The organism is Micromonospora sp. NPDC049101 (genome assembly GCF_040648675.1).
GTDB lineage: Bacteria > Actinomycetota > Actinomycetes > Mycobacteriales > Micromonosporaceae > Micromonospora.
Window position 1 is genome coordinate 1 of sequence record NZ_JBEZED010000005.1, and the last position, 19045, is coordinate 19045.

15 protein-coding genes are annotated in these 19045 nt (G+C 73.6%); 9 read left to right on the forward strand and 6 right to left on the reverse strand.

The window, feature by feature from the left end:
• Nucleotides 1-203: 203 nt before the first annotated feature.
• The 5 genes from AB0B57_RS07950 to AB0B57_RS07970 all read left to right on the forward strand — a co-directional run bounded on the left by AB0B57_RS07950 (nucleotide 204) and on the right by AB0B57_RS07970 (nucleotide 9961).
• Nucleotides 204-3839 (forward strand): ATP-dependent DNA helicase, encoded by a 3636-nt coding sequence (locus tag AB0B57_RS07950; protein WP_357066573.1) that lies wholly within the window; start codon nucleotides 204-206, stop codon nucleotides 3837-3839.
• A gap of 9 nt (nucleotides 3840-3848) precedes the next feature.
• Nucleotides 3849-7298: a UvrD-helicase domain-containing protein gene (locus AB0B57_RS07955; protein ID WP_357066575.1), complete on the forward strand. Its 3450-nt coding sequence runs from the start codon at nucleotides 3849-3851 to the stop codon at nucleotides 7296-7298.
• 226 nt (nucleotides 7299-7524) lie between these two features.
• The gene (locus AB0B57_RS07960; protein WP_101369720.1) at nucleotides 7525-7728 is read left to right on the forward strand and encodes a cold-shock protein; all 204 of its coding nucleotides are present in this window, start codon (nucleotides 7525-7527) and stop codon (nucleotides 7726-7728) included.
• Nucleotides 7729-7952: 224 nt separating this feature from the next.
• On the forward strand, nucleotides 7953-9266 hold the full coding sequence (locus AB0B57_RS07965) for a DEAD/DEAH box helicase (protein ID WP_357066577.1): 1314 nt from the start codon (nucleotides 7953-7955) through the stop codon (nucleotides 9264-9266).
• A 494-nt stretch (nucleotides 9267-9760) separates the two neighbouring features.
• A complete protein-coding gene (locus tag AB0B57_RS07970) occupies nucleotides 9761-9961 on the forward strand; it encodes a hypothetical protein (protein ID WP_357066579.1) in 201 nt (66 codons plus the stop codon).
• A 107-nt stretch (nucleotides 9962-10068) separates the two neighbouring features.
• Here AB0B57_RS07970 and AB0B57_RS07975 read toward each other — a convergent pair whose 3' ends face one another.
• The 4 genes from AB0B57_RS07975 to AB0B57_RS07990 are packed head-to-tail and all read right to left on the reverse strand — an operon-like array spanning nucleotide 10069 to nucleotide 13221.
• Nucleotides 10069-10500: an Rrf2 family transcriptional regulator gene (locus AB0B57_RS07975; protein ID WP_357066581.1), complete on the reverse strand. Its 432-nt coding sequence runs from the start codon at nucleotides 10498-10500 to the stop codon at nucleotides 10069-10071.
• Nucleotides 10501-10503: 3 nt separating this feature from the next.
• A complete protein-coding gene (locus AB0B57_RS07980; RefSeq protein ID WP_357066583.1) occupies nucleotides 10504-11388 on the reverse strand; it encodes an ABC transporter permease in 885 nt (294 codons plus the stop codon).
• Complete coding sequence (locus tag AB0B57_RS07985) at nucleotides 11378-12157, reverse strand: ABC transporter ATP-binding protein (protein ID WP_357066585.1); 780 nt, start codon at nucleotides 12155-12157, stop codon at nucleotides 11378-11380. The genes AB0B57_RS07980 and AB0B57_RS07985 overlap by 11 nt, the downstream gene beginning before the upstream one ends.
• Nucleotides 12154-13221, reverse strand: coding sequence for an ABC transporter substrate-binding protein (locus AB0B57_RS07990; RefSeq protein WP_357066587.1), 1068 nt, complete (start codon nucleotides 13219-13221; stop codon nucleotides 12154-12156). Before AB0B57_RS07990 ends, AB0B57_RS07985 begins: the two co-directional genes overlap by 4 nt.
• Nucleotides 13222-13362: 141 nt before the next feature.
• Here AB0B57_RS07990 and AB0B57_RS07995 point away from each other — a divergent pair, with 141 nt between their 5' ends.
• From AB0B57_RS07995 to nudC, 4 genes are read left to right on the forward strand one after another with little or no spacing between them, the layout of a single operon-like run.
• Nucleotides 13363-14490 carry an LLM class flavin-dependent oxidoreductase gene (locus AB0B57_RS07995; RefSeq protein WP_357066589.1) on the forward strand — a complete coding sequence of 376 codons (1128 nt, stop codon included), beginning with the start codon at nucleotides 13363-13365 and terminating at the stop codon, nucleotides 14488-14490.
• A 10-nt stretch (nucleotides 14491-14500) separates the two neighbouring features.
• Nucleotides 14501-15811, forward strand: a complete 1311-nt coding sequence (locus AB0B57_RS08000) for a pitrilysin family protein (protein WP_357066591.1) — start codon at nucleotides 14501-14503, stop codon at nucleotides 15809-15811.
• Nucleotides 15808-17163 carry a pitrilysin family protein gene (locus AB0B57_RS08005; protein ID WP_357066593.1) on the forward strand — a complete coding sequence of 452 codons (1356 nt, stop codon included), beginning with the start codon at nucleotides 15808-15810 and terminating at the stop codon, nucleotides 17161-17163. Before AB0B57_RS08000 ends, AB0B57_RS08005 begins: the two co-directional genes overlap by 4 nt.
• Nucleotides 17160-18119 (forward strand): NAD(+) diphosphatase, encoded by a 960-nt coding sequence (nudC, locus tag AB0B57_RS08010; protein ID WP_357066595.1) that lies wholly within the window; start codon nucleotides 17160-17162, stop codon nucleotides 18117-18119. Before AB0B57_RS08005 ends, nudC begins: the two co-directional genes overlap by 4 nt.
• 129 nt (nucleotides 18120-18248) lie before the next feature.
• Here the strand turns inward: nudC and AB0B57_RS08015 are convergent, their stop codons facing one another.
• The gene (locus AB0B57_RS08015) at nucleotides 18249-18524 is read right to left on the reverse strand and encodes a hypothetical protein (protein WP_357066597.1); all 276 of its coding nucleotides are present in this window, start codon (nucleotides 18522-18524) and stop codon (nucleotides 18249-18251) included.
• A 211-nt stretch (nucleotides 18525-18735) separates the two neighbouring features.
• Complete coding sequence (locus AB0B57_RS08020; RefSeq protein ID WP_357066599.1) at nucleotides 18736-18975, reverse strand: DUF397 domain-containing protein; 240 nt, start codon at nucleotides 18973-18975, stop codon at nucleotides 18736-18738.
• Between the last annotated feature and the right edge of the window lie 70 nt (nucleotides 18976-19045).

Consider the following 19045-nt stretch of genomic DNA (forward strand, 5'->3'; position numbering starts at 1 on the left):
CCCGCCCCCGCCAGACGCTCGACTGGGCAACCCCAGCCGAACGCCTGGACCACCTCATCGCTACCTAACGATTGCACTCACCCCTTGACCCCAAGCCGAGCAGCCGGGCAATAACTCCATGATCAACGCGGGGGGGCGCGGGGGGAGGGCTCCCGGGGGGTGGGGGAGTGGGGGGTGTCGTATGGGTCTGATGGGATGAGCTGATGCAGGCGTACCGGTTGGTGCGGCGGTCCGGAGGGCCGCCGCGGGGGGACGGGGCGACGCCTGACAGCGCTTCCGTGCCCGCCAGCGGCGGCACGTCCGGGGGCGGTGTCGGCGTGTCGGCGGGGCCCGATCGCGGGGCCGGGTCCGAGCTGACGGTCGGCGGCACCGGCTGGCGGGTCGACGCGGTGCAGGCCGAGGTGGTCGGGCACACCGACGGGCCGATGCTCGTGCTCGGCGGGCCGGGCACCGGCAAGACCAGCACCCTGGTCGAGGCGGTCGCCACCCGGGTGACCGAGGGGGTCGACCCGGAACGGATCCTGGTGCTGACCTTCGGCCGTCGCGGGGCCACCGCCCTGCGCCAGCGCATCGAGGCCCGGGTCGCGCAGGACGGCCACCGGGTGCTGCGCGAGCCGCTGGTGCGCACCTTCCCGGCGTACGCCTTCGGTCTGCTGCGCCGCGCCGCCGCCGAACGAGGCGAGCCCTCGCCCCGGCTGCTGACCGGCCCCGAGCAGGATCTGATCATCCGCGAGCTGTTGGACGTGGTGGGCGAGGAGCCCGAGGACGACCCGGTCGGTTGGCCGACCGACCTGCGCCCGGCCCTGCGGACGCGGGCCTTCGCCGGCCAACTGCGCGACCTGCTCATGCGGGCCGCCGAGCGCGGCGTGGGCCCGGTGGAGCTGGCCCGGCTGGGTGCGAGGCTCGGCCGCGCCGACTGGCCGGCCGCCGCCCGCTTCCTGCGGGAGTACGTCGCCGTGCTCGCGCTGCGCGACGTCAGCAACCGGGGCTCCATCGCGTACGACCCGGCGGAGCTGGTCCGGGCGGCCACCGGGCTGCTGCGCGACGACGAGGAGCTGCTGGCCGCCGAGCGCCGTCGGCTCGCCCACGTGTACATCGACGAGTTGGCCGACACCGACCCCGCCCAACTGGAGCTGCTCTCGGTGATCGCGGGCGGAGGCAAGTCGCTCGTCGCGTTCGCCGACCCGGACTCCTCCACGTACGCCTTCCGGGGCGCCGACCCGGCCGGGGTGACCACGTTCGCGCACCGATTCCGGACCGCCTCCGGCGCGCCGGCCGCGCAGGTGCTGCTGACCACGTCGTACCGGGCCGGGCCGGGTCTGCTCGCGGCGATCGCCCGGCTGGGGCGCCGGCTGCGTGGCCCGGCCGCGCACCGTCGGCTGCACCCGCTGCCGGACGCGCCGCCCGGGACGGTCGAGGTGCACACGTTTCGCTCGGCGACAAGTGAGGCCGCCTGGTTGGCCCACGCGCTGCGCTCGGCCCACCTGCTCGACGGCGTGCCCTGGTCGCGGATGGCGGTGCTGGTGCGGTCCACCGCCCTGCAACTGCCCACTCTGCGACGGGCGCTGCACGCTGCCGGCGTGCCGACAGTGGTGCACGGCGAGGACCTGCCCCTGCACCTGCAACCGGCGGTCGCGCCGCTGCTGCTTCTGCTGCGCTGCGCGCTCGAACCGGACCGACTCGACGAGGAATCCGCGGTCGCGCTGCTGCACTCGCCGCTCGGCGGGGCCGACCCGCTGGCCGAGCGGCGGCTGCGGCAGGGCCTGCGCGCCCTCGCGCTGGCCGGCGGTGACCGCCGCCCCTCCGGGGAGCTGATCGTCGAGGCATTGCGCGACCCGGAGGAACTGGCCGACATCGAGCGCCGCTGGGCCGAGCCGGCGCAGGCGGTGGCCGGGCTGTTGGCCATTGCCCGCGAGGCCGCCGCCCGGCCGGGGTCGACCGCCGAGGACGTGCTCTGGGCCGTGTGGAGTGCCAGTGGTCTCGCCGAACGCTGGGCGGGTGCGATCAACCAGGGGCGGCCGGCGGCCGGCGAGGGGGACCTGGCCCGGCGGCGGCGGGCCGAGGCGGCCGACCGCGACCTCGACGCCGTGCTCGTGCTCTTCGACGCGGCGGCCCGGTTCACCGACCGGCTGCCCGGCGCCCGCACCGAGGTCTTCCTCGACCACGTGCTCGCCCAGGATCTGCCGGCCGACACCATCGCGCCGACCGCCGACCGGGGCGCGGCGGTGCGCCTGCTCACCGCGCACGCCGCGAAGGGCCTGGAATGGGACCTGGTCGCGGTGGCCGGCGTGCAGGAGGGCATCTGGCCGGACCTGCGACTGAGGGGCAGTCTGCTCGGCTCGGAGCGGCTGGTCGACGTGCTGGCCGGCCGGTCCGTCGACGGCGCCACCAGGGCGAACGTGGTGGGCCAGACCTCGGCCTTGCTGGACGAGGAACGCCGGCTCTTCCACGTCGCGATCAGCCGGGCCCGGCATCGGCTGCTGGTCAGCGCCGTGGCCTCGGCCGCCGTCGGCGGTGACGACCACGAGGAGCAGCCGAGCCGGTTCCTGCACGAGCTGGGCCCCTCCACGCCGCCCGCACCGCCGAGCGGTGCCGGACCGGCCGACCCGACCGCACCACCGGGTCCGCGCACCGCCCCGCAGGCCGGGGGCCCCGCCGGCAACTCACCAGACGTCACCGCCACCGCCGAAGGCGCGACCGGCGGCGGGACAAACGCTGCGACCGGCGGCGGGACGAGCGGCGCGAACGGCGGCGGATCCGACGGCACGACTGGCGGCGCGACCGAGGACGACGGTGAGCCGGACCGTCCCGGGGCACTGCCGGTGACCCGTCCGCCCCGGGCGCTCACTCTGCCGGCGTTGGTGGCCGAACTGCGTACCGCCATCACCGACCCGGCCGCTCCGGCGGCCCGGCGGCGCGCGGCGGCGGCCGAGCTGGCCCGGCTCGCCGCCGCCGGGGTGCCCGGTGCGCACCCGGACGACTGGTGGGGGTTGCGCGCGCTCTCCGACGACCGGCCGCTGGTCGACGACGGGGACCCGGTGCGGGTCACCCCGTCGGCCATGGAGAGCGCACTACGGTGCAGCCTGCGGTGGTTGCTGGAACGGCACGGCGGCAGTGGCCCGACCAGCACGGCGCAGGGGGTGGGCAACCTGGTGCACGCCGCCGCGATGCTCGCCGAGGACGCCAGCGCCGACCGGGGTGCCCTGCTCGACTACGTGGCAGCCCGGTTCGACGCGATCGAGCTGGCCGCCCGCTGGATGGCCGGCCCGGAGCGGGACCGCGCCGAGGCGATGGTCGACAAGCTGCTGCGCTGGCTGGCCACCAACCCGCGTCGGTTGCTCGCCATCGAGCACGAGTTCGCGGTCCGCCTGGACGACCCGAATCGGCCCGTCGACCTGACCGGTCGGGTCGACCGGCTGGAGGTCGACGAGGCCGGCCGGCTGGTGGTGATCGACCTGAAGACCGGCAAGTCCACCGCGGTCACCGGCAGCGAGCTGGCCGAGCACCCGCAGCTCGGCGCGTACCAGGCGGCGGTGGAGGCGGGGGCGTTCGCCGAGTTCGGCGACGAGTCCGGCGGCGCGGCGCTGGTGCAGCTCGGCACCTCCGCGAAGGATGCCCGGGAACAGAACCAGCCGGCGGCGGGCGAGGGCCCGGCGGCCGGCTGGGCGACCGCGCTGGTCCGGCGCACCGCCGATACGATGGCAGCCGCCACGTTCGCCGCGGTGGCCAACTCGAAGTGCCGGGTCTGCCCGGTCCGCACCAGCTGCCCGGTCTCCGGGCAGGGGCGTCAGGTCGTCGAGCCGCCGACCGTCCGGCGCACCCGTGAGGGCGAGGAGTGAGAAGGCACCGTGAGCCAGCCCACCCTGTTCGGCGCGGGTCCCACGCCGGCGCCCCGGCTGGCGGACTCCGGCCCCCGGTACACGCCCGTGGAGTTGGCCAAGCTGCTGCGGCTGCCGGCGCCCACCCGGGAGCAGGCCGCGATCATCGCCGCCCCGGTGGAGCCGCTGCTGGTGGTCGCGGGAGCCGGGTCGGGCAAGACCGAGACGATGGCCGCGCGGGTGGTCTGGCTGGTGGCCAACTCGTACGTGCGCCCGGAGCAGATCCTCGGGCTGACCTTCACCCGTAAGGCGGCCGGCGAGTTGGCCCACCGGGTCCGTACCCGACTCGACCAGCTGATCCGCCGACTCGGCCGGCAGGGCCGGGACCCGCTGGACGATCCGCTCGCCGGTGAACCCACAGTCTCCACCTACCACTCCTACGCGGGGCGGATCGTCACCGAGCACGGGCTGCGGTCCGGCTACGAGCCGTCGACCCGGCTGCTCACCGAGGCGTCCCGCTGGCAGTTGGTCGACCTGCTGGTGCGCAACTACGACGGCGACATGTCCGAAGTGGACCGGATGCCGAGCACCATCACCGACGCGGTGCTGGCGCTCGCCGGGGAGCTGGACGAACACCTGGTCGCGCCGGACCAGCTGGCGGCCTGGACCGGTCGGTTCTTCGCCGAGGTGCAGTCCCGGCCGGGCCGGGTGTACGCCGACGTGCGCAAGGCGCTCACCCTCCAGCAGACCCGGCTGCGCCTGCTGCCGCTGGTGCGGGCGTACGCCCGGCGCAAGGAGGACTTCGAGGCGATGGACTTCGCCGACCAGCTCGCGCGGGCGGCCCGGGTGGCCCGCGATCACCCGGGGGTCGGCGAGATCGAGCGGGACCGTTTCCGGGCGGTGCTGCTCGACGAGTACCAGGACACCAGCCACGCCCAGGTGGTGCTGCTCAACGCCCTGTTCGGGGGTGGGCACCCGGTGACCGCGGTGGGCGACCCGTGCCAGTCGATCTACGGCTGGCGTGGTGCCAGCGCCGGCACCCTGGACCGGTTCCCCACCGAGTTCGCCCGCGCCGACGGTGCGCCCGCCCCGGCGCTGGGGCTCACCACGAGCTGGCGTAACCGTCCGGAGATCCTCCGGGTGGCGAACGCACTGTCGACTCCGTTGCGGGCGGCCGGCGCCCGGGTGCCGGAGCTGCGCTCGGCGCTGACCGTCCGGGATCCGATCCCACACCGCAGCCCCGGCGGTGCGGCCGGCGGCGCGGTGCACTGCGCGCTGCTGCCCACGTACGCCGACGAGGCGGACTGGATCGCCGACAGCGTGCTGGCCGCCTGGCGGGGGGCGGCCCGGATGCCCGGCGCGGCCCCCGAGCACATCCCGGTGGCGCAGCGCCCGACCACCGCCGTGCTGGTCCGGGTCCGCAGCCAGATTCCGGCGATCGAGTCGGCGCTGCGCGAGCGCGGCCTACCGGTGGAGGTGGTGGGGCTCGGCGGCCTGTTGGACACTCCCGAGGTACGCGACGTGGTCTGCACGCTGCGGGTGCTGGCCGACCCGACCGACGGGGCGGCGCTGCTGCGGCTGCTCACCGGCGCCCGTTGGCGGATCGGCCCGCGTGACCTGGTGGCGTTGCACCGGCGGGCCCGAGCCATCGCCAACGCCCGCCGTCAGGTGGCCGCTGACGAGGCCGCGGAGATCAGTCCTGACCTGCTGGACGAGGCGACCCTGGTGGAGGCGTTGGCCGATCTCGGCCCGGCACAGGCGTACTCGGCGGAGGGCTTCGCGCGACTGCGCGCGTACGGCATGGAGCTGGCGCTGTTGCGGTACCGACTGGACCAGGCGCTGCCGGACCTGATCGCGGACATCGAGCGGACCATCGGCCTGGACGTGGAGGTCGCGGTGCGGGCCGGCCGCGACGGTGCCGGCGACGCCGGCCTGGCCCGGGGTCACCTGGACGCCCTCGGTGACGTGGCGGCCCGCTTCAGCGGGGAAACGCCGGGCGCGACGCTGTCCGGGTTCCTGTCCTACCTGACCGCCGCCGAGGACGAGGAGCGCGGTCTGGCGCCGGGCGAGGTCGAGGTGGTGGAGGGCGCGGTGCAGGTGGTGACCGCGCACGCCGCCAAGGGCCTGGAGTGGGACGTGGTGTCGGTGGCCGGACTGTGCCGTGGGTCGTGGCCGGGGCCGGTGCGCAACTCCGACCACTGGTTGGGCGGGCTCGGGGTGCTGCCGTTCCCGCTGCGGGGCGACGCCGACGGGTTGCCCGAGTTGGCGCTCGACGAGGCGGCCGACCAGCGGGCGGTGGCGCGGGCGGTGAACGACTTCACCGACGCCTGGCGGGCACACGACGAGCGCGAGGAACGCCGGCTGACGTACGTGGCGGTCACCCGGCCGCGCCGGCTGCTGCTGTGCTCCGGCTACTGGTGGGGGGACGGCACGAAGCGACCGCGCGGTCCGTCGGTCTTCCTGCGTGAGGTGTACGACGCCTGCCTCGACGGTGGGCCGGGGCACCTGATCGACGCGTGGGCGCCGGAGCCCACGCCGGACGCCACGAACCCCACGGCCGAGGTGGTGCTCCGCGCGGAGTGGCCGGCCGACCCGCTGGGTGGCCGCCGACCGGCGTTGGCCCAGGCCGCCGGGCTGGTGCGCCGCCTGATGACCGACGGCCCGACCACGGTGGCTGTCGGGCCGGTGGCTGTCGGGCCGGTGGTCACCGGTCCGGTGGCTGTCGGGCCGGACGGGTCGGTGGTCGCCGGGTCGGTCGTGTCGGTCGAGACGGAGGTCGACCCGGAGGTGGCGCGCTGGCAGCGCGAGGCGGATCTGTTGCTGGCCGAGCGGGCCGAGCTGACCCGGCTCTCCGGTGCCGTGGAGGTGGCCCTGCCCGGGCAGTTGAGCGTCACGCAACTGGTGGCGTTGCGGCGCGACCCGGCGGCGCTGGCCCGTACGCTGCGCCGCCCGGTGCCGGCCGAGCCGAACCCGTACGCCCGCCGAGGCACCGCCTTCCACGCCTGGCTGGAGCAGCGTTTCGGCGCGGACCGCCTCCTGGACCTGGACGAGCTGCCCGGTGCGGCCGACGCGGATGCCGCGCCCGACGAGGCGCTTGTCGAGCTTCAGGAGCGGTTCCTGGCCAGCGAGTGGGCCGACCGGGCGCCGGTGGAGGTGGAGGTGCCGTTCGCCACGGTGATCGGCGGCGTCGTGGTGCGGGGGCGGATGGACGCGGTGTTCGCCCGGCCGGGTGGGCGGTTCGACGTGGTCGACTGGAAGACCGGCGCGCAGCCCGTCGGGCCGGCGGCGGAGGTGGCCGCCGTGCAGTTGGCCGTGTACCGGTTGGCCTGGGCGGAGCTGGCCGGCGTGCCGGTGGACCGGGTGGGCGCGGCGTTCCACTACGTCCGGCACGGGGTGACGGTCCGCCCCGCGGATCTGCTGGACGTGACGGGGCTCACCGCCATGATCGCCCAGTTGCCCGAAGATTCCGCCCAACATTGACCGCTCGCGGGAAAACCATGGTATGTTGACCGGGTTGCAGTTTTGGTTACCAGAGACTCTGTGTGCGCCTGGCGGGATTGTGGCCCCAGGCGCTCTTTGTTGTGTCCGGAGTTCTCCGGGCGGGGCGACCAGAAGCGACAGGCGATTCGCGCATCCCCGCGCGGAGCGCTCCTCTTCGGGCACGCAACACGTGCGTGTCCGACGTTCCGTCAAGGAGACGAAACACATGGCTATTGGCACCGTGAAGTGGTTCAACGCTGACAAGGGCTTCGGCTTCATCACCCCGGACGGCGGCGGCGCTGACGTCTTCGCCCACTTCTCGGCGATCCAGTCCTCCGGCTACCGGAGCCTGGACGAGAACCAGCGGGTCGAGTTCGAGGTGACCCAGGGCCAGAAGGGCCCGCAGGCGGAGAACATCCGCCCGATCTGATCTTCGGATCGGTCAGCATTACCTGTCGCGCCCTCCGGGTGTGACGGTGACGGGACCGGCCCGCCCCGCCGTCGACCTGCGTAAGCAGGCGGCGGCCCGGCGGCGGGCCGGCCCGTACTCCAATCGGTTCGTGCTTGTGAGTCCTGGCTGCCTCTTCGCAGCCGGTGACAGCGCCGACGTCGGCGCCCTCCCTCGACACGTGCCGCGTCGAGGAAGGCTTCTGCGTGACCACAGTTATTCCGTCGTTCGCTCATACCGGTCTGGCACCGGGGCTGCTCACCGCGCTGACCGCGCAGGGCATCACCGAGCCGTTCCCGATCCAGACGGCGACGCTGCCCGACTCGCTCGCCGGCCGGGACGTGCTGGGCCGGGGTCGTACCGGCTCCGGCAAGACGCTCGCCTTCGGGCTCCCGCTGCTGTCCCGCACCGCCGGCCGTAAGGCCCGGCCGGGTCGCCCGCTGGCCCTGGTGCTGGTGCCGACCCGTGAGCTGGCCCAGCAGGTCACCACCGCACTGTCCCCGTACGCCCGCGCCGTCGGGCTGCGCTGCGCCACCGTCGTCGGCGGGTTGTCGTTGCAGCGGCAGGCGGACGCCCTGCGGGCCGGCGCCGAGGTGGTCGTCGCCACCCCCGGCCGGCTGCACGACCTGATCAACCGTGGCGACGCCCGGCTGGACCAGGTCGAGATCACCGTGCTGGACGAGGCCGACCAGATGGCCGACATGGGCTTCCTGCCGCAGGTCACCAAGCTGCTGGAGCAGGTCGCGCCGCAGGGGCAGCGGATGCTCTTCTCCGCCACCCTGGACGGTGGCGTGGACCGGCTGGTCCGCCGCTTCCTGAGCAACCCGGTCACCCACTCGGTCGACCCGGGCACCGCCACGGTCACCGCGATGACCCACCACGTGCTGCACGTCGACGCCGTGGACAAGCCCGACGCGCTGACCCGGATCGCCGCCCGTGAGGGCCGCACCATCCTGTTCATGGGCACCAAGCACCGCGCCGACCGGCTCGCCCGGCAGTTGCTGTCCAAGGGTGTACGCGCGGCCGCGCTGCACGGTGGCAAGTCCCAGCCGCAGCGCACCCGCATCCTGGAGCAGTTCCGCAACGGCCAGGTGACCGCTCTGGTGGCCACCGACGTGGCGGCCCGGGGCATCCACGTCGACGGCCTGGACATGGTGGTCAACGTGGACCCGCCGACCGAGGCGAAGGACTACCTGCACCGGGGCGGCCGGACCGCACGGGCCGGCGAGTCCGGTTCCGTGGTCACCCTGGTCCTGCCCGAGCAGCGCCGGGACGTGTCGCGGCTGATGGCGGTTGCCGGCATCCGGCCCGAGTCGGTCCAGGTGCGCCCTGGTGACGGGTCGTTGGCCCGGGTCACCGGTGCCCGTGAGCCGTCCGGGGTGCCGGTGACCATCGTCGCTCCGCCGGCGCCCGCCGGTCGGGTCCGCACCGGTGGCGCAACGGTCGCCGACGGTGCCGCCCGTCCGGCCCACCGCGCGTCGGGTCGGTCCCGCCGGCCGCGCCGCCCGCGTACCGTCTGATCTTTTGCGCTTCGACCGACCCGCCCCGCTTCGGCGTGGCGGGTCGGTCTGTCTGCGGCGCCCGGCGGCCGGCGGCCGGCGGGCGCGCGGCCGGCGGGGTGCGAGCGACCGCCGGGTGCGGGCGACCGACACCTCCTGACCGCCTATGCTCTGCACCCCGATATGCACCGGTCACGGACCGTAGCCGTCGCATCCGCGGGTGCAGAGCAAAGGCGGCGAGCGGGGGGTTCGCTCCTCCTGGCCGGCCACGTCGCTCACTCGGTGGGCCGGCCACGTCGCTCACTCGGTAGGCCGGCCACGCGGCTCACTCGGTAGGCCGGCCACGCCGCTCAATCGGTGGGCCGGCCAAACCTCTTGGTCGGCGGGCCGACCGAACCGTTCAGTCGGTAATCAGCCTCGGCTGGGTCGGCTGGCCGATTGTGCCCCGGCTGGCCGTGGTCGAAGCTGGCCAGCGGGGTACGTCGGGCGGGGGGCCCGACGCGGGAGGGATGGCCATGGCGGGCGAAGCCGGCTCGGGTGCACTGCACGAGCTGATCCTGGTGGTCGCGGTCGCGCTCGCAGGTCTGTTGCTCGCCATGGTTGCGGCCTTCGCACCGTGGCATGCCACCCTGGCGGGCGACGCTCCCGCTGGCCTGGTGGAACTGCACAGCCCCGACAATCCGGGCTCCGGCGCGGTGGTCGCACACGTGGGCTGAGCGGTGGCCGGCCGACCGGTGCCGGCGGAGGGGCCGGCCCGGTCAGGAACGGTACGAGAGGTGGTCGGGTCGGCGGGGCGCCGACCCGACCATCTCGCCTCCGCCGCTCAGGTGGTGGGGGCGTGGTCCGTCGAGTGGCGGCTGAGCAGGTTGGCCAGGGTGGTGCTGTCGACCACCGTGGCGATCGCCCCGTGCACCGCCAGCCAGACGTCGGTCAACCCCGCGGCCACTCCGTGGTAGCCGGCGCGCTCGGCCGGCAGGCCGCGCACCGTGGTGAGCGAACCGCCGACCGCGCGCAACACGTCCCCGACGGTGATCTCGTCGGCTGAGCGGGTCAGCTCGTACCCGCCGTCAGCGCCACGATGACTGTGCAGCAGACCCGCTCGGCGTAGATCGAGCAGGATGCCCTGGAGGAAGCTGAGCGGGATGTCCTGCACCTCGGCGAGGCTGGCCGCCTTGACCAACTCGCCGCCGCCACCACCGGCGGCGACGGCGAGCATCGCCCGGAGCGCATAGTCGCTGCGCGCGGAGACGTACACCGGTCAGTTGCCCGCCTGGTCGAGCACGCCCCAGCGGCGCCGGATCGCCTTGTCCGCGGCACCGAAGGCGGCGTCCACGCCGAGACCGAGCACCAGGATGACGATCATGGTGGAGAGCAGCCAGGGTGCGTCGGACAACTCGCGCGAGTAGGTCAGTTGGGCGCCGAGCGAGGTCTGTGAGATGCCGACCACGAGCAGTTCACCGGCCATCAGGCTGCGCCAGGAGAAGGCCCACCCCTGCTTCAGGCCGGCGACGATCGCCGGCAGGGCGGCCGGTGCGATGACGTACCGGTAGAGGTTGAGCCCTCGGGCACCCAGGTTGCGGCCGGCGCGCAGCAGCAGCGGCGGCACATAGTCCACACCGGAGATCACCCCGTTGGCGATGGACGGCGCGGCACCGAGCACCACCACGAAGAAGATCGCCTTCTCGCTCAGCTCGAACAGCAGGATGGCCAGCGGGAACCAGGCGATCGACGGCATGGTCTGCAACGCCGTGATCATCGAGCCGATGGCCGCCCGGAGCACCTTGGACCGGGCGACCGCGAGGCCCAGCAGCAGGCCGACGGCGACCGAGAAGACGTACCCGAGGGCAGCCCGGCGCAACGTCGTCACCAGGCCCTCCCAGAGCTGTGGGCCCTGGGCCTGGGCGACCAGCTCACGGCCGACCTCCAGTGGCCCCGGCAGCGAGTACGGCGGCTTCCAGCCCGACCAGACCACGAGCTGCCAGGCCAGGATGGCGATGGCCAGCGCCGCCAACTTGGGCCAGGTGGCGGCCCAGAAGCGGGCACCCCGGGAGACCTCCTTGTCCCGGCCGGCGATGTCCAGCGCGTCCAGGCCGGAGATCTGCGCGTCGGTACGCGCCGAGTCGGTGAGGGTGTCACTGGCCATGGCGGCCCACCTCCGTACGGAGCCGCTCGGTGACCTCGGCGGCGATGGCGGCGACCTCGGGGGAGTCGATCCGCCGTGGGCGCGGGATGTCCACCTCGGCGGAGTAGATGATCCGGCCGGGGCGGCTGGAGAGCAGGATGATCCGGTCGGCCAGCCGGGCGGCCTCGCGGACGTTGTGCGTCACGAAGAGCACCGAGAGTTGGCGCTCGGACCAGATGCGTTCCAGTTCGTCGTGCAGGATGTCGCGGGTCATCGCGTCCAGTGCGCCGAACGGCTCGTCCATCAGCAGCACCGGGGTGTCCAGGGCCAGCGTGCGGGCCAGCGCGACCCGCTGGCGCATGCCACCGGACAGCTCGTGCGGACGCTTGCGGCCGAAGTCGCCCAGGTGCACCGTGCGCAGCAACTCGGCGACCCGCTCGCGGCGTTCGGCCCGGGGCATCCCGCGTAGTTTGAGCGGCACCTCCACGTTGCCCTCGACGGTCAGCCACGGAAACAGCGCCGGCTCCTGGAACATCAGCCCCGGGTTGGCGTCGCCGGCCAGCCCGATCTGCCCGCCGCTGGGCCGGTCCAGCCCGGCGACCAGGTTGAGCAGGGTGCTCTTGCCGCAGCCGGACGCACCGACCAGACAGACGAACTCGCCGGGTGCGACGTCCAGCGACACGCCGTCCAGGGCCAGGACGGCGTTCGCCCCGCGCCCGTACACCTTCGTCACGCCGGAGAGCGCGACCGCGGTGGTCGCGCTCTGCGGCGTCGTCGTGGTCGACGTCATGGCTGGACGACCTCGGGCTTGCCGGCCGCCTTGAGGGCGTTGTTGAGGTACTTGAGGTCGTACAGGCCCTTGAGGTCGACCGGGTCGGTCAGCTTGACCTCGACGGCGTGGTCGAGGCCCGCCTTCAGGGAGGACGGGATGGGGTCGTTGGTGAACTCCAACGTCGGCCACGCCTGCTTGATCAGCTTCAGGTCCAGCGGCTTGCCGGTGATCTGGCCGATCGCGTCGGAGATGGCCTGCTGGGCCTCCTCGGGCTTGCCGTTGACGAACTCGTTCGCGGCCACCTGGCCGTCGACCAGCTTCTGCACCACGTCCGGGTGTGCCTTGAGGAACTTCGTGCTGACCAGCAGGTTGGTGATGACGAACTTCTTGTCCGGCCACAGGTCGCGCTCGTCGACGAGCACCTTGCCGCCGGCGTTGACCAGGCGGGAGACGAACGGCTCGGGCACCCAGGCGCCGTCGATCGCACCGCTGTTGAACGTCTCGACAGTCTGGGCGTTCTCCTGGGGGACGATCTTGACGTCGCCGCCACCCTCCTTGGTGGTGGTCAGACCCTGCTGCTTGAGCCAGTAGCGGATCGCCACGTCCTGGGTGTTGCCCAGCTGCGGGGTGGCGATCTTCTTGCCCTTCAGGTCCGGCGCGCCGGTGATGCCGGGCTTGACGACCAGGGCCACGCCGCCGGAGGCGGCGCCGGAGATGACGCGGACGGCTTCGCCCTTGGACTTGGAGAAGGCGTTGACCGTCGGGTTCGGACCGATGTAGGTGGCGTCCAGCGCACCGGAGAAGACAGCCTCGATGGCCGCCGGGCCGGCGTTGAAGGTCTTCGGTTCAAGCTTGACGTCGGCGCCGAGCTTCTCGGCGAAGATGTTCTTCTGTACGCCGACGACCGCCGGCGCGTGGGTGATGTTGGGGAAGTAGCCGAGACGCAGCGTCACCGGGCCGCCGGAGGCGCCACCGGTGCCATCGCTGTCGTCTCCGCACGCGGCGGCGCTGCCCACGGTCGCCGCCCCGAGGGCGGCAAGGGTGGCCAGGGTGACCAACCGGCGCAAGGGGAGCCGTCTCATCGTCCATCCAATCCGCAGTATTCCTACTTAGTTGGTAGGAAGACTGGGCCAGGGCGGAGCCAGCGTCAAGGCTCATCCACATGCCGGGAAGGGGCGTCTCAGTCATGTCGGTATTTCCTACTGATTAGCTAGGGTAGGCGGGTGACTCGATCGATGACCTTCCACTGGTTCCTGCCCACCTCCGGCGACGGCGACCAGGTTGGCGCCGCCACCGTCACCGCGGGTGCCGCCCGGCACGACCGGGCCGCCACCGTGGCGTACCTGGCCGAGGTCGGCCGGGCCGCCGAGACGCACGGCTTCACCGCCGTCCTCACGCCGGTGGGCGCCGGCTGCCCCGACCCGTGGATCGTCTGCGCCGCGGTCGCCCAGCACACCGAGCGGCTGGGCATGCTCGTCGCGGTCCGGGCCGGCTTCGCGTTGCCCACCCTGATCGCCCAGCAGGCCGAGGCGTTCCAGGCCGTCTCCGGTGGCCGGCTGTCGCTCAACATCGTGACCGGCGGCGACCCGACCGAGCAGCGGGCGTACGGCGACTTCCTCGGGCACGACGACCGCTACGCGCGCACCGGCGAGTTCATCGAGGTGCTCCGCCGCGCCTGGGCCGGACGGCCCTTCGACTACGCCGGGCGGCACTACCGGGTCGACGGCGGCGGCCTGGCCACCCCGCTCGCCCCAGCGCCGCCCGTCTACTTCGGCGGCGCGTCCCCGGCCGCCGAGACGGTGGCCGCCCGACAGGCCGACGTGTACCTGATGTGGGGCGAACCGCCGACGTCGATCGCGGCCCGGGTCGCCCGGGTGCGGGCGCTCGCCGCCGAGCAGGGCCGCACCCTGCGCACCGGCCTGCGGCTGCACGTCATCGCCCGACCCACCAGCGCCGAGGCGTGGGCGGAGGCCGACCGGCTGCTGGCCGGGATGAGCCCGGAGCGGATCGCCGCCGCCCAGGCCAGATTCCGCCGGATGGACTCCGTCGGACAGGCCCGGATGGCCGCGCTCAACGCCGGCCGCACCGACGGGCTCACCGTCGCACCGAACCTCTGGGCCGGCGTCGGCCTGGTCCGCGAGGGCGCCGGCACCGCGCTGGTGGGCAGCTACGCCGAGGTCGCGGCCCGGATCGACGAGTACGCGGCGCTCGGCGTCGACGAGTTCGTCCTCTCCGGCTGGCCGCACCGGGAGGAGGCTGAGCGGGTCGGCGCCGAGGTGCTGCCCCTCGTGAACGCCCCGGTCGCGGCGGCTCCGTGGAGGTCGCGGGTGGCGGGGGTGCCGACACGCTAGGGTCGACTCCGTGGCTGCCCGGAGATCCAGAATTCCAGCGACGAAGTATCCGGTCGAGCGGTTCACCCTCGACAACGGCCTGCGGGTGGTGCTGACCCCTGATCGCAGCGCCCCGGTGATCGGGGTGGCGGTGGTCTACGACGTCGGCATCCGCTCCGAGCCGGAGGGGCGCACCGGCTTCGCCCACCTCTTCGAGCACCTGATGTTCCAGGGCTCGGAAAATCTGGAGAAGCTGGCTCACTTCCGGCACGTGCAGGGGGCGGGTGGCACGTTCAACGGCTCCACCCACCTGGACTACACCGACTACTTCGAGACGCTGCCGAGCAACGCGCTGGAACGCGCGTTGTTCCTGGAGGCGGACCGGATGCGCGGCCCCCGGCTGACCGAGGAGAACCTGCGCAACCAGGTCGACGTGGTCAAGGAGGAGATCCGGGTCAACGTCCTCAACCGGCCGTACGGCGGTTTCCCCTGGTTGACCCTGCCGCCGGTCATGTTCGACACCTTCCCGAACGCGCACGACGGCTACGGCTCCTTCGACGATCTGGAGTCGGCGACGGTCGCCGACGCCGCGGACTTCTTCCGCCGCTACTACGCCAGCGGCAACGCCGTGCTGGCCGTCAGCGGCGACATCGACGTGGCGGAGGCGACCGAACTCGTCACCCGGCACTTCGGCGACGTGCCGGCCCGACCGGCACCGCTTCGGCCCGACTTCACCGAGCCCGACCTGACCGCCGAGCGGCGCACCTCGTACACCGATGCCCTGGCGCCGCTGCCGGCGGTCGCCGGGGCCTGGCGGGTGCCCGACCCCGTCACCGACTTCGCCGGCTACCTGCCCTACGTGGTGCTGGCCGAGGTGCTCACCGACGGTGACGCGTCGCGGCTGGTGGAGCGGCTGGTGCAGCGCGACCGCACGGTGACCAGCCTCGGCGGGTACCTCGGTTTCATGGGTGACCCGTTCGACGTCCGCGACCCCACCGCGCTGCTGTTGCAGGCGCACCTGCCGCCCGGGGGTGACGTGGACAAGGTCCTGCGCACCATCGACGAGGAGTTGGACCGGCTGGCCGCCGACGGGCTGACCGACGGCGAGCTGGCCCGCACCCAGGCTCGGATGGCGACCCACCTGCTGCGCGACACCGACGCGGTGCTCGGCCGGGCGCTGCGGATGGCCGTGTTGGAGCAGCAACGCGGCGAGCCGGGCCTGCTCAACGAACTGCCCCGGCTGGTCGGCGAGGTCACCGAGGAGCAGGTCCGGGCCGCCGCGGCCACCCTGCGCCCGGAGCGGCGCGCCGCGATCGAGGTCATTGCCGGAGGTGCCCGATGACTGCTGCTACTGCCACCACCACCGCTCCCGCCGGGCCGCGTACGCTGCCTCCGCTCGGGCCCACCCGCAAGCTCAAGGTGCCCAGGCAGGCCGAGCGCACGCTGCGTAACGGCCTCACCGTGATCGCCGTACGCCGGCCCGCCGTGCCGCTCGTCGAGCTGCGGCTCTGGGTGCCGTTCGGCCGGGTGCACCTGGCCCGCGGCGCGATGCTTTCGCAGACCATGCTGTCCGGCACCGAGTCGATGACGAGCGTGCAGATCGCCGCCGAGTTGCAGAAGGTGGGCGGTGGGCTCTCCGCGGGCGTCGATCCGGACCGGCTGATGCTCTCCGGCGCCGGCCTGGTCACCGGCCTGGACCGGATGCTGGAGCTGTTGGCCGAGGTGCTGACCGGCGCCAGCTACCCCAGCGACGAGGTGGCCACCGAACGGGACCGCCTCGTCGACCGGATCCAGGTGGCGCAGAGCCAGCCGTCGCACCTGGCCCGGGAGGCGCTGCTGAAGCGGATCTACGGGCGACACCCGTACGCGACGCAGACCCCGGAGCCCGGCCAGATCCGCGCCGTCCGACCGGCGGCGCTGCGCAGCCTGCACGCCGAGCGGGTGCACCCGGCCGGCGCGCAGCTGGTGGTGGTCGGCGACGTGCAGCCGGAGAAGGCCCTGGACGCGGCCGAGCGGGCGCTGGGCGGCTGGGCCGGCGCCGGGCGTGTCGCCGAGCTGCCGGCGACCCCGCCGCTGGAGCCGGGGCCGCTGCTGCTCGTCGACCGGCCCGGCTCGGTGCAGTCGTCGTTGCGGATCGCGCTTCCGGCCGTGTCCCGCACCGACCCGGACCACGCCCCGCTGCAACTGGCCAACCTGATCTTCGGTGGCTACTTCTCCTCCCGCTGGGTGGAGAACATCCGCGAGGACAAGGGCTACACGTACGGCCCGCACTCGGGCATCGAGCACTCGGTGGCCGGGTCGGTGCTCGTCGCCGCCGCCGACGTGGCCACCGAGGTCACCGGTCCGGCGTTGCTGGAGACGACGTACGAGCTGGGTCGGCTGGCGTCGCTGCCGCCGAAGCCCGAGGAGTTGGAGCAGGCCCGTCAGTACGCCCTGGGCACCCTCCAGCTCGGCATGTCCACCCAGGCCGGGTTGGCGGCGTTGACAAGCGCGTACGCGGGCAACGGGCTGCGTCTGGACTTCCTCGCCGAGTACGCCGCGAGGTTGGCGAACGCGAGCATCGACGACGTCGCACGGGTGGCCGCCCGTTACCTGGCGCCGGCTCGGGCGGCGATCGTGGTGCTCGGTGACGCCGAGCGGGTCACGCCGGGGCTGGCCGCGCTGACCACGATCCGTACCGAGCCGGTGTCATGAGCGGCGAGGTCGCGCCACCGTTGGCCCGGTCGACGCTGGATCGGGCGGCCCACCGGCGGGGTGACGCGCAGTGGTTGACCGAGGCGTGGCTGCGCGCCCGGGTGTTGGTGCTCGACTCGTCCGACGAGGGTCGGGCGTTGGCCCGTGCCGACACGTCACCGCCGGCGCTCGTGCTGCTCTCCTCGGCCGACGTGCCCGCCGGGTCCGAGTCGACGGCGATGTTCCTCGGCGTCGAGCCGGACGGGGTGCCGGTCTTCGCGGTCGACGCGCCGCTGCCGCAGGTGCCGGGGACCCGGGCGGTCAACCTGCGCGAGGTGGGTCACCTGCTCGCCGACCGGGAGGCCGGCATCTTCACCACCGCGTTGGCGCTTGTCAACTGGCACACCCGGCACGGTTACTCGACGAGCACCGGGGCGCCGACCGCCATGGACGAGGCCGGTTGGTCCCGGGTGGACCGCAACGGTGGGCGGGTCTGGCCGCGTACCGATCCGGCGATGATCGTGCTGGTGCACGACGGCGTGGACGGTCCGGACGGGCGCTGCCTGCTCGGCAACAACGCCAGCTGGGCGGGCACCCCGGATGGCCGGCGGTACTCGTGTCTGGCCGGCTATGTCGAGCCGGGCGAGTCGGCGGAGGCCGCCGTGCTGCGCGAGGTCCGCGAGGAGGTGGGCATCGGGATCGACCACATCGGGTACGTGGGCAGCCAGGCCTGGCCGTTCCCGGGCTCGCTGATGCTGGGCTTCCTGGCCACCGCGAACCCCACCGATCCGGTGCGGGTCGACCCGTCCGAGATCGCGTACGCGCGGTGGTTCTCCCGCCGGGAGATCGGGGCGGCGCTGGCCGGGCGGACCGTCGACGTGGGCGACGGTGCCCGGCTGATCCTGCCGCCACCGTCGTCGATCGCGTTGTTCCTCATCCACCGCTGGCTGGACGGTTGGGTGGACGCCGGCCGCTGAGCACGGTCCCGGCCCGTGGCCGCCGTTGCCGCGACGGTCACAGGCCGGGAACACGGGCCGTCGTGGTCGGCGGGTGCGAGAAACGCGGCGGGGGAGCCGGTCCGACCACGACGGACGTCCGGGGTGGTGTCAGGTGCCGAGGCGGCCCGATCTGCTGCGGAAGGCGGGCCGGGGCTCGTTCAGCGGCAGGACCTTGACCCGTTGCTTGCCGGCGCGGACCGCGCCGACCGTGGCCAGGGCGCGGGCCAGCAGGAGTGCGGCGTCCCGGTCATCGGCGTGCACGATCTGCCGTCGCGGCTCGGGCGCGGTCGTCTCGTCGCGGAGCAGGTGACCATCCACCCAGGCGGCGGCGATGTCCCCGTCGGCGACGGAGCGGATGTCGGTGCGAACGATCAGGAACCGCATGAGGGTCTCCGGATGAACCGCGACGGATGAGCCAGTGTGGAAGTTCCACGGACTCGACGGCCATGTTACGCCGCGTGGTCGTTCCAGTAACGCAAACTCGCCTATCGGCCCGGAGCCTCGTCCGATCATCCGATGCCTGCTCAGCGGGCCTACGCGCCCAACGAGACGGGGCCGCCGGCGAGATGCCGACGGCCCCGTCCCGGTCACCGGGTCAGTTCAGATCGAACTGGCCACCCTTCGCTCCGGCGATGAAGCCGAGCCAGCCGGCCCGATTGAACAGCAGCACCGGGCCGCCGCGGTCCTTGCTGTCGCGCAGCGCGACGGCGGACGGGCCGGTGCCCAGTGGGGCGACCTCCACGCAGTTGGAGGTCTGGCTGCGTGTGCTGGTACGCCACGGGGCGTCCGCCAACGAGCGGGCGGAGGTGGACAGCGTCGTGCGGATGTCGTTCATGGCTCTGCTCCTGTGTGAACCGATCCGATGGGACGAGTGGTGCCGCACGTCCCGACGGATGGGCCCCCGT

Coding starts and splice junctions, on each gene's coding strand:
- AB0B57_RS07950 (WP_357066573.1), top strand. CDS start 204: ATGCAGGCGTACCGGTTGGTGCGGCGGTCCGGAGGGCCGCCGCGGGGG.
- AB0B57_RS07960 (WP_101369720.1), top strand. CDS start 7,525: ATGGCTATTGGCACCGTGAAGTGGTTCAACGCTGACAAGGGCTTCGGC.
- AB0B57_RS07970 (WP_357066579.1), top strand. CDS start 9,761: ATGGCGGGCGAAGCCGGCTCGGGTGCACTGCACGAGCTGATCCTGGTG.
- AB0B57_RS07980 (WP_357066583.1), bottom strand. CDS start 11,388: ATGGCCAGTGACACCCTCACCGACTCGGCGCGTACCGACGCGCAGATC.
- AB0B57_RS07985 (WP_357066585.1), bottom strand. CDS start 12,157: ATGACGTCGACCACGACGACGCCGCAGAGCGCGACCACCGCGGTCGCG.
- AB0B57_RS07990 (WP_357066587.1), bottom strand. CDS start 13,221: ATGAGACGGCTCCCCTTGCGCCGGTTGGTCACCCTGGCCACCCTTGCC.
- AB0B57_RS08005 (WP_357066593.1), top strand. CDS start 15,808: ATGACTGCTGCTACTGCCACCACCACCGCTCCCGCCGGGCCGCGTACG.
- nudC (WP_357066595.1), top strand. CDS start 17,160: ATGAGCGGCGAGGTCGCGCCACCGTTGGCCCGGTCGACGCTGGATCGG.
- AB0B57_RS08015 (WP_357066597.1), bottom strand. CDS start 18,524: ATGCGGTTCCTGATCGTTCGCACCGACATCCGCTCCGTCGCCGACGGG.
- AB0B57_RS08020 (WP_357066599.1), bottom strand. CDS start 18,975: ATGAACGACATCCGCACGACGCTGTCCACCTCCGCCCGCTCGTTGGCG.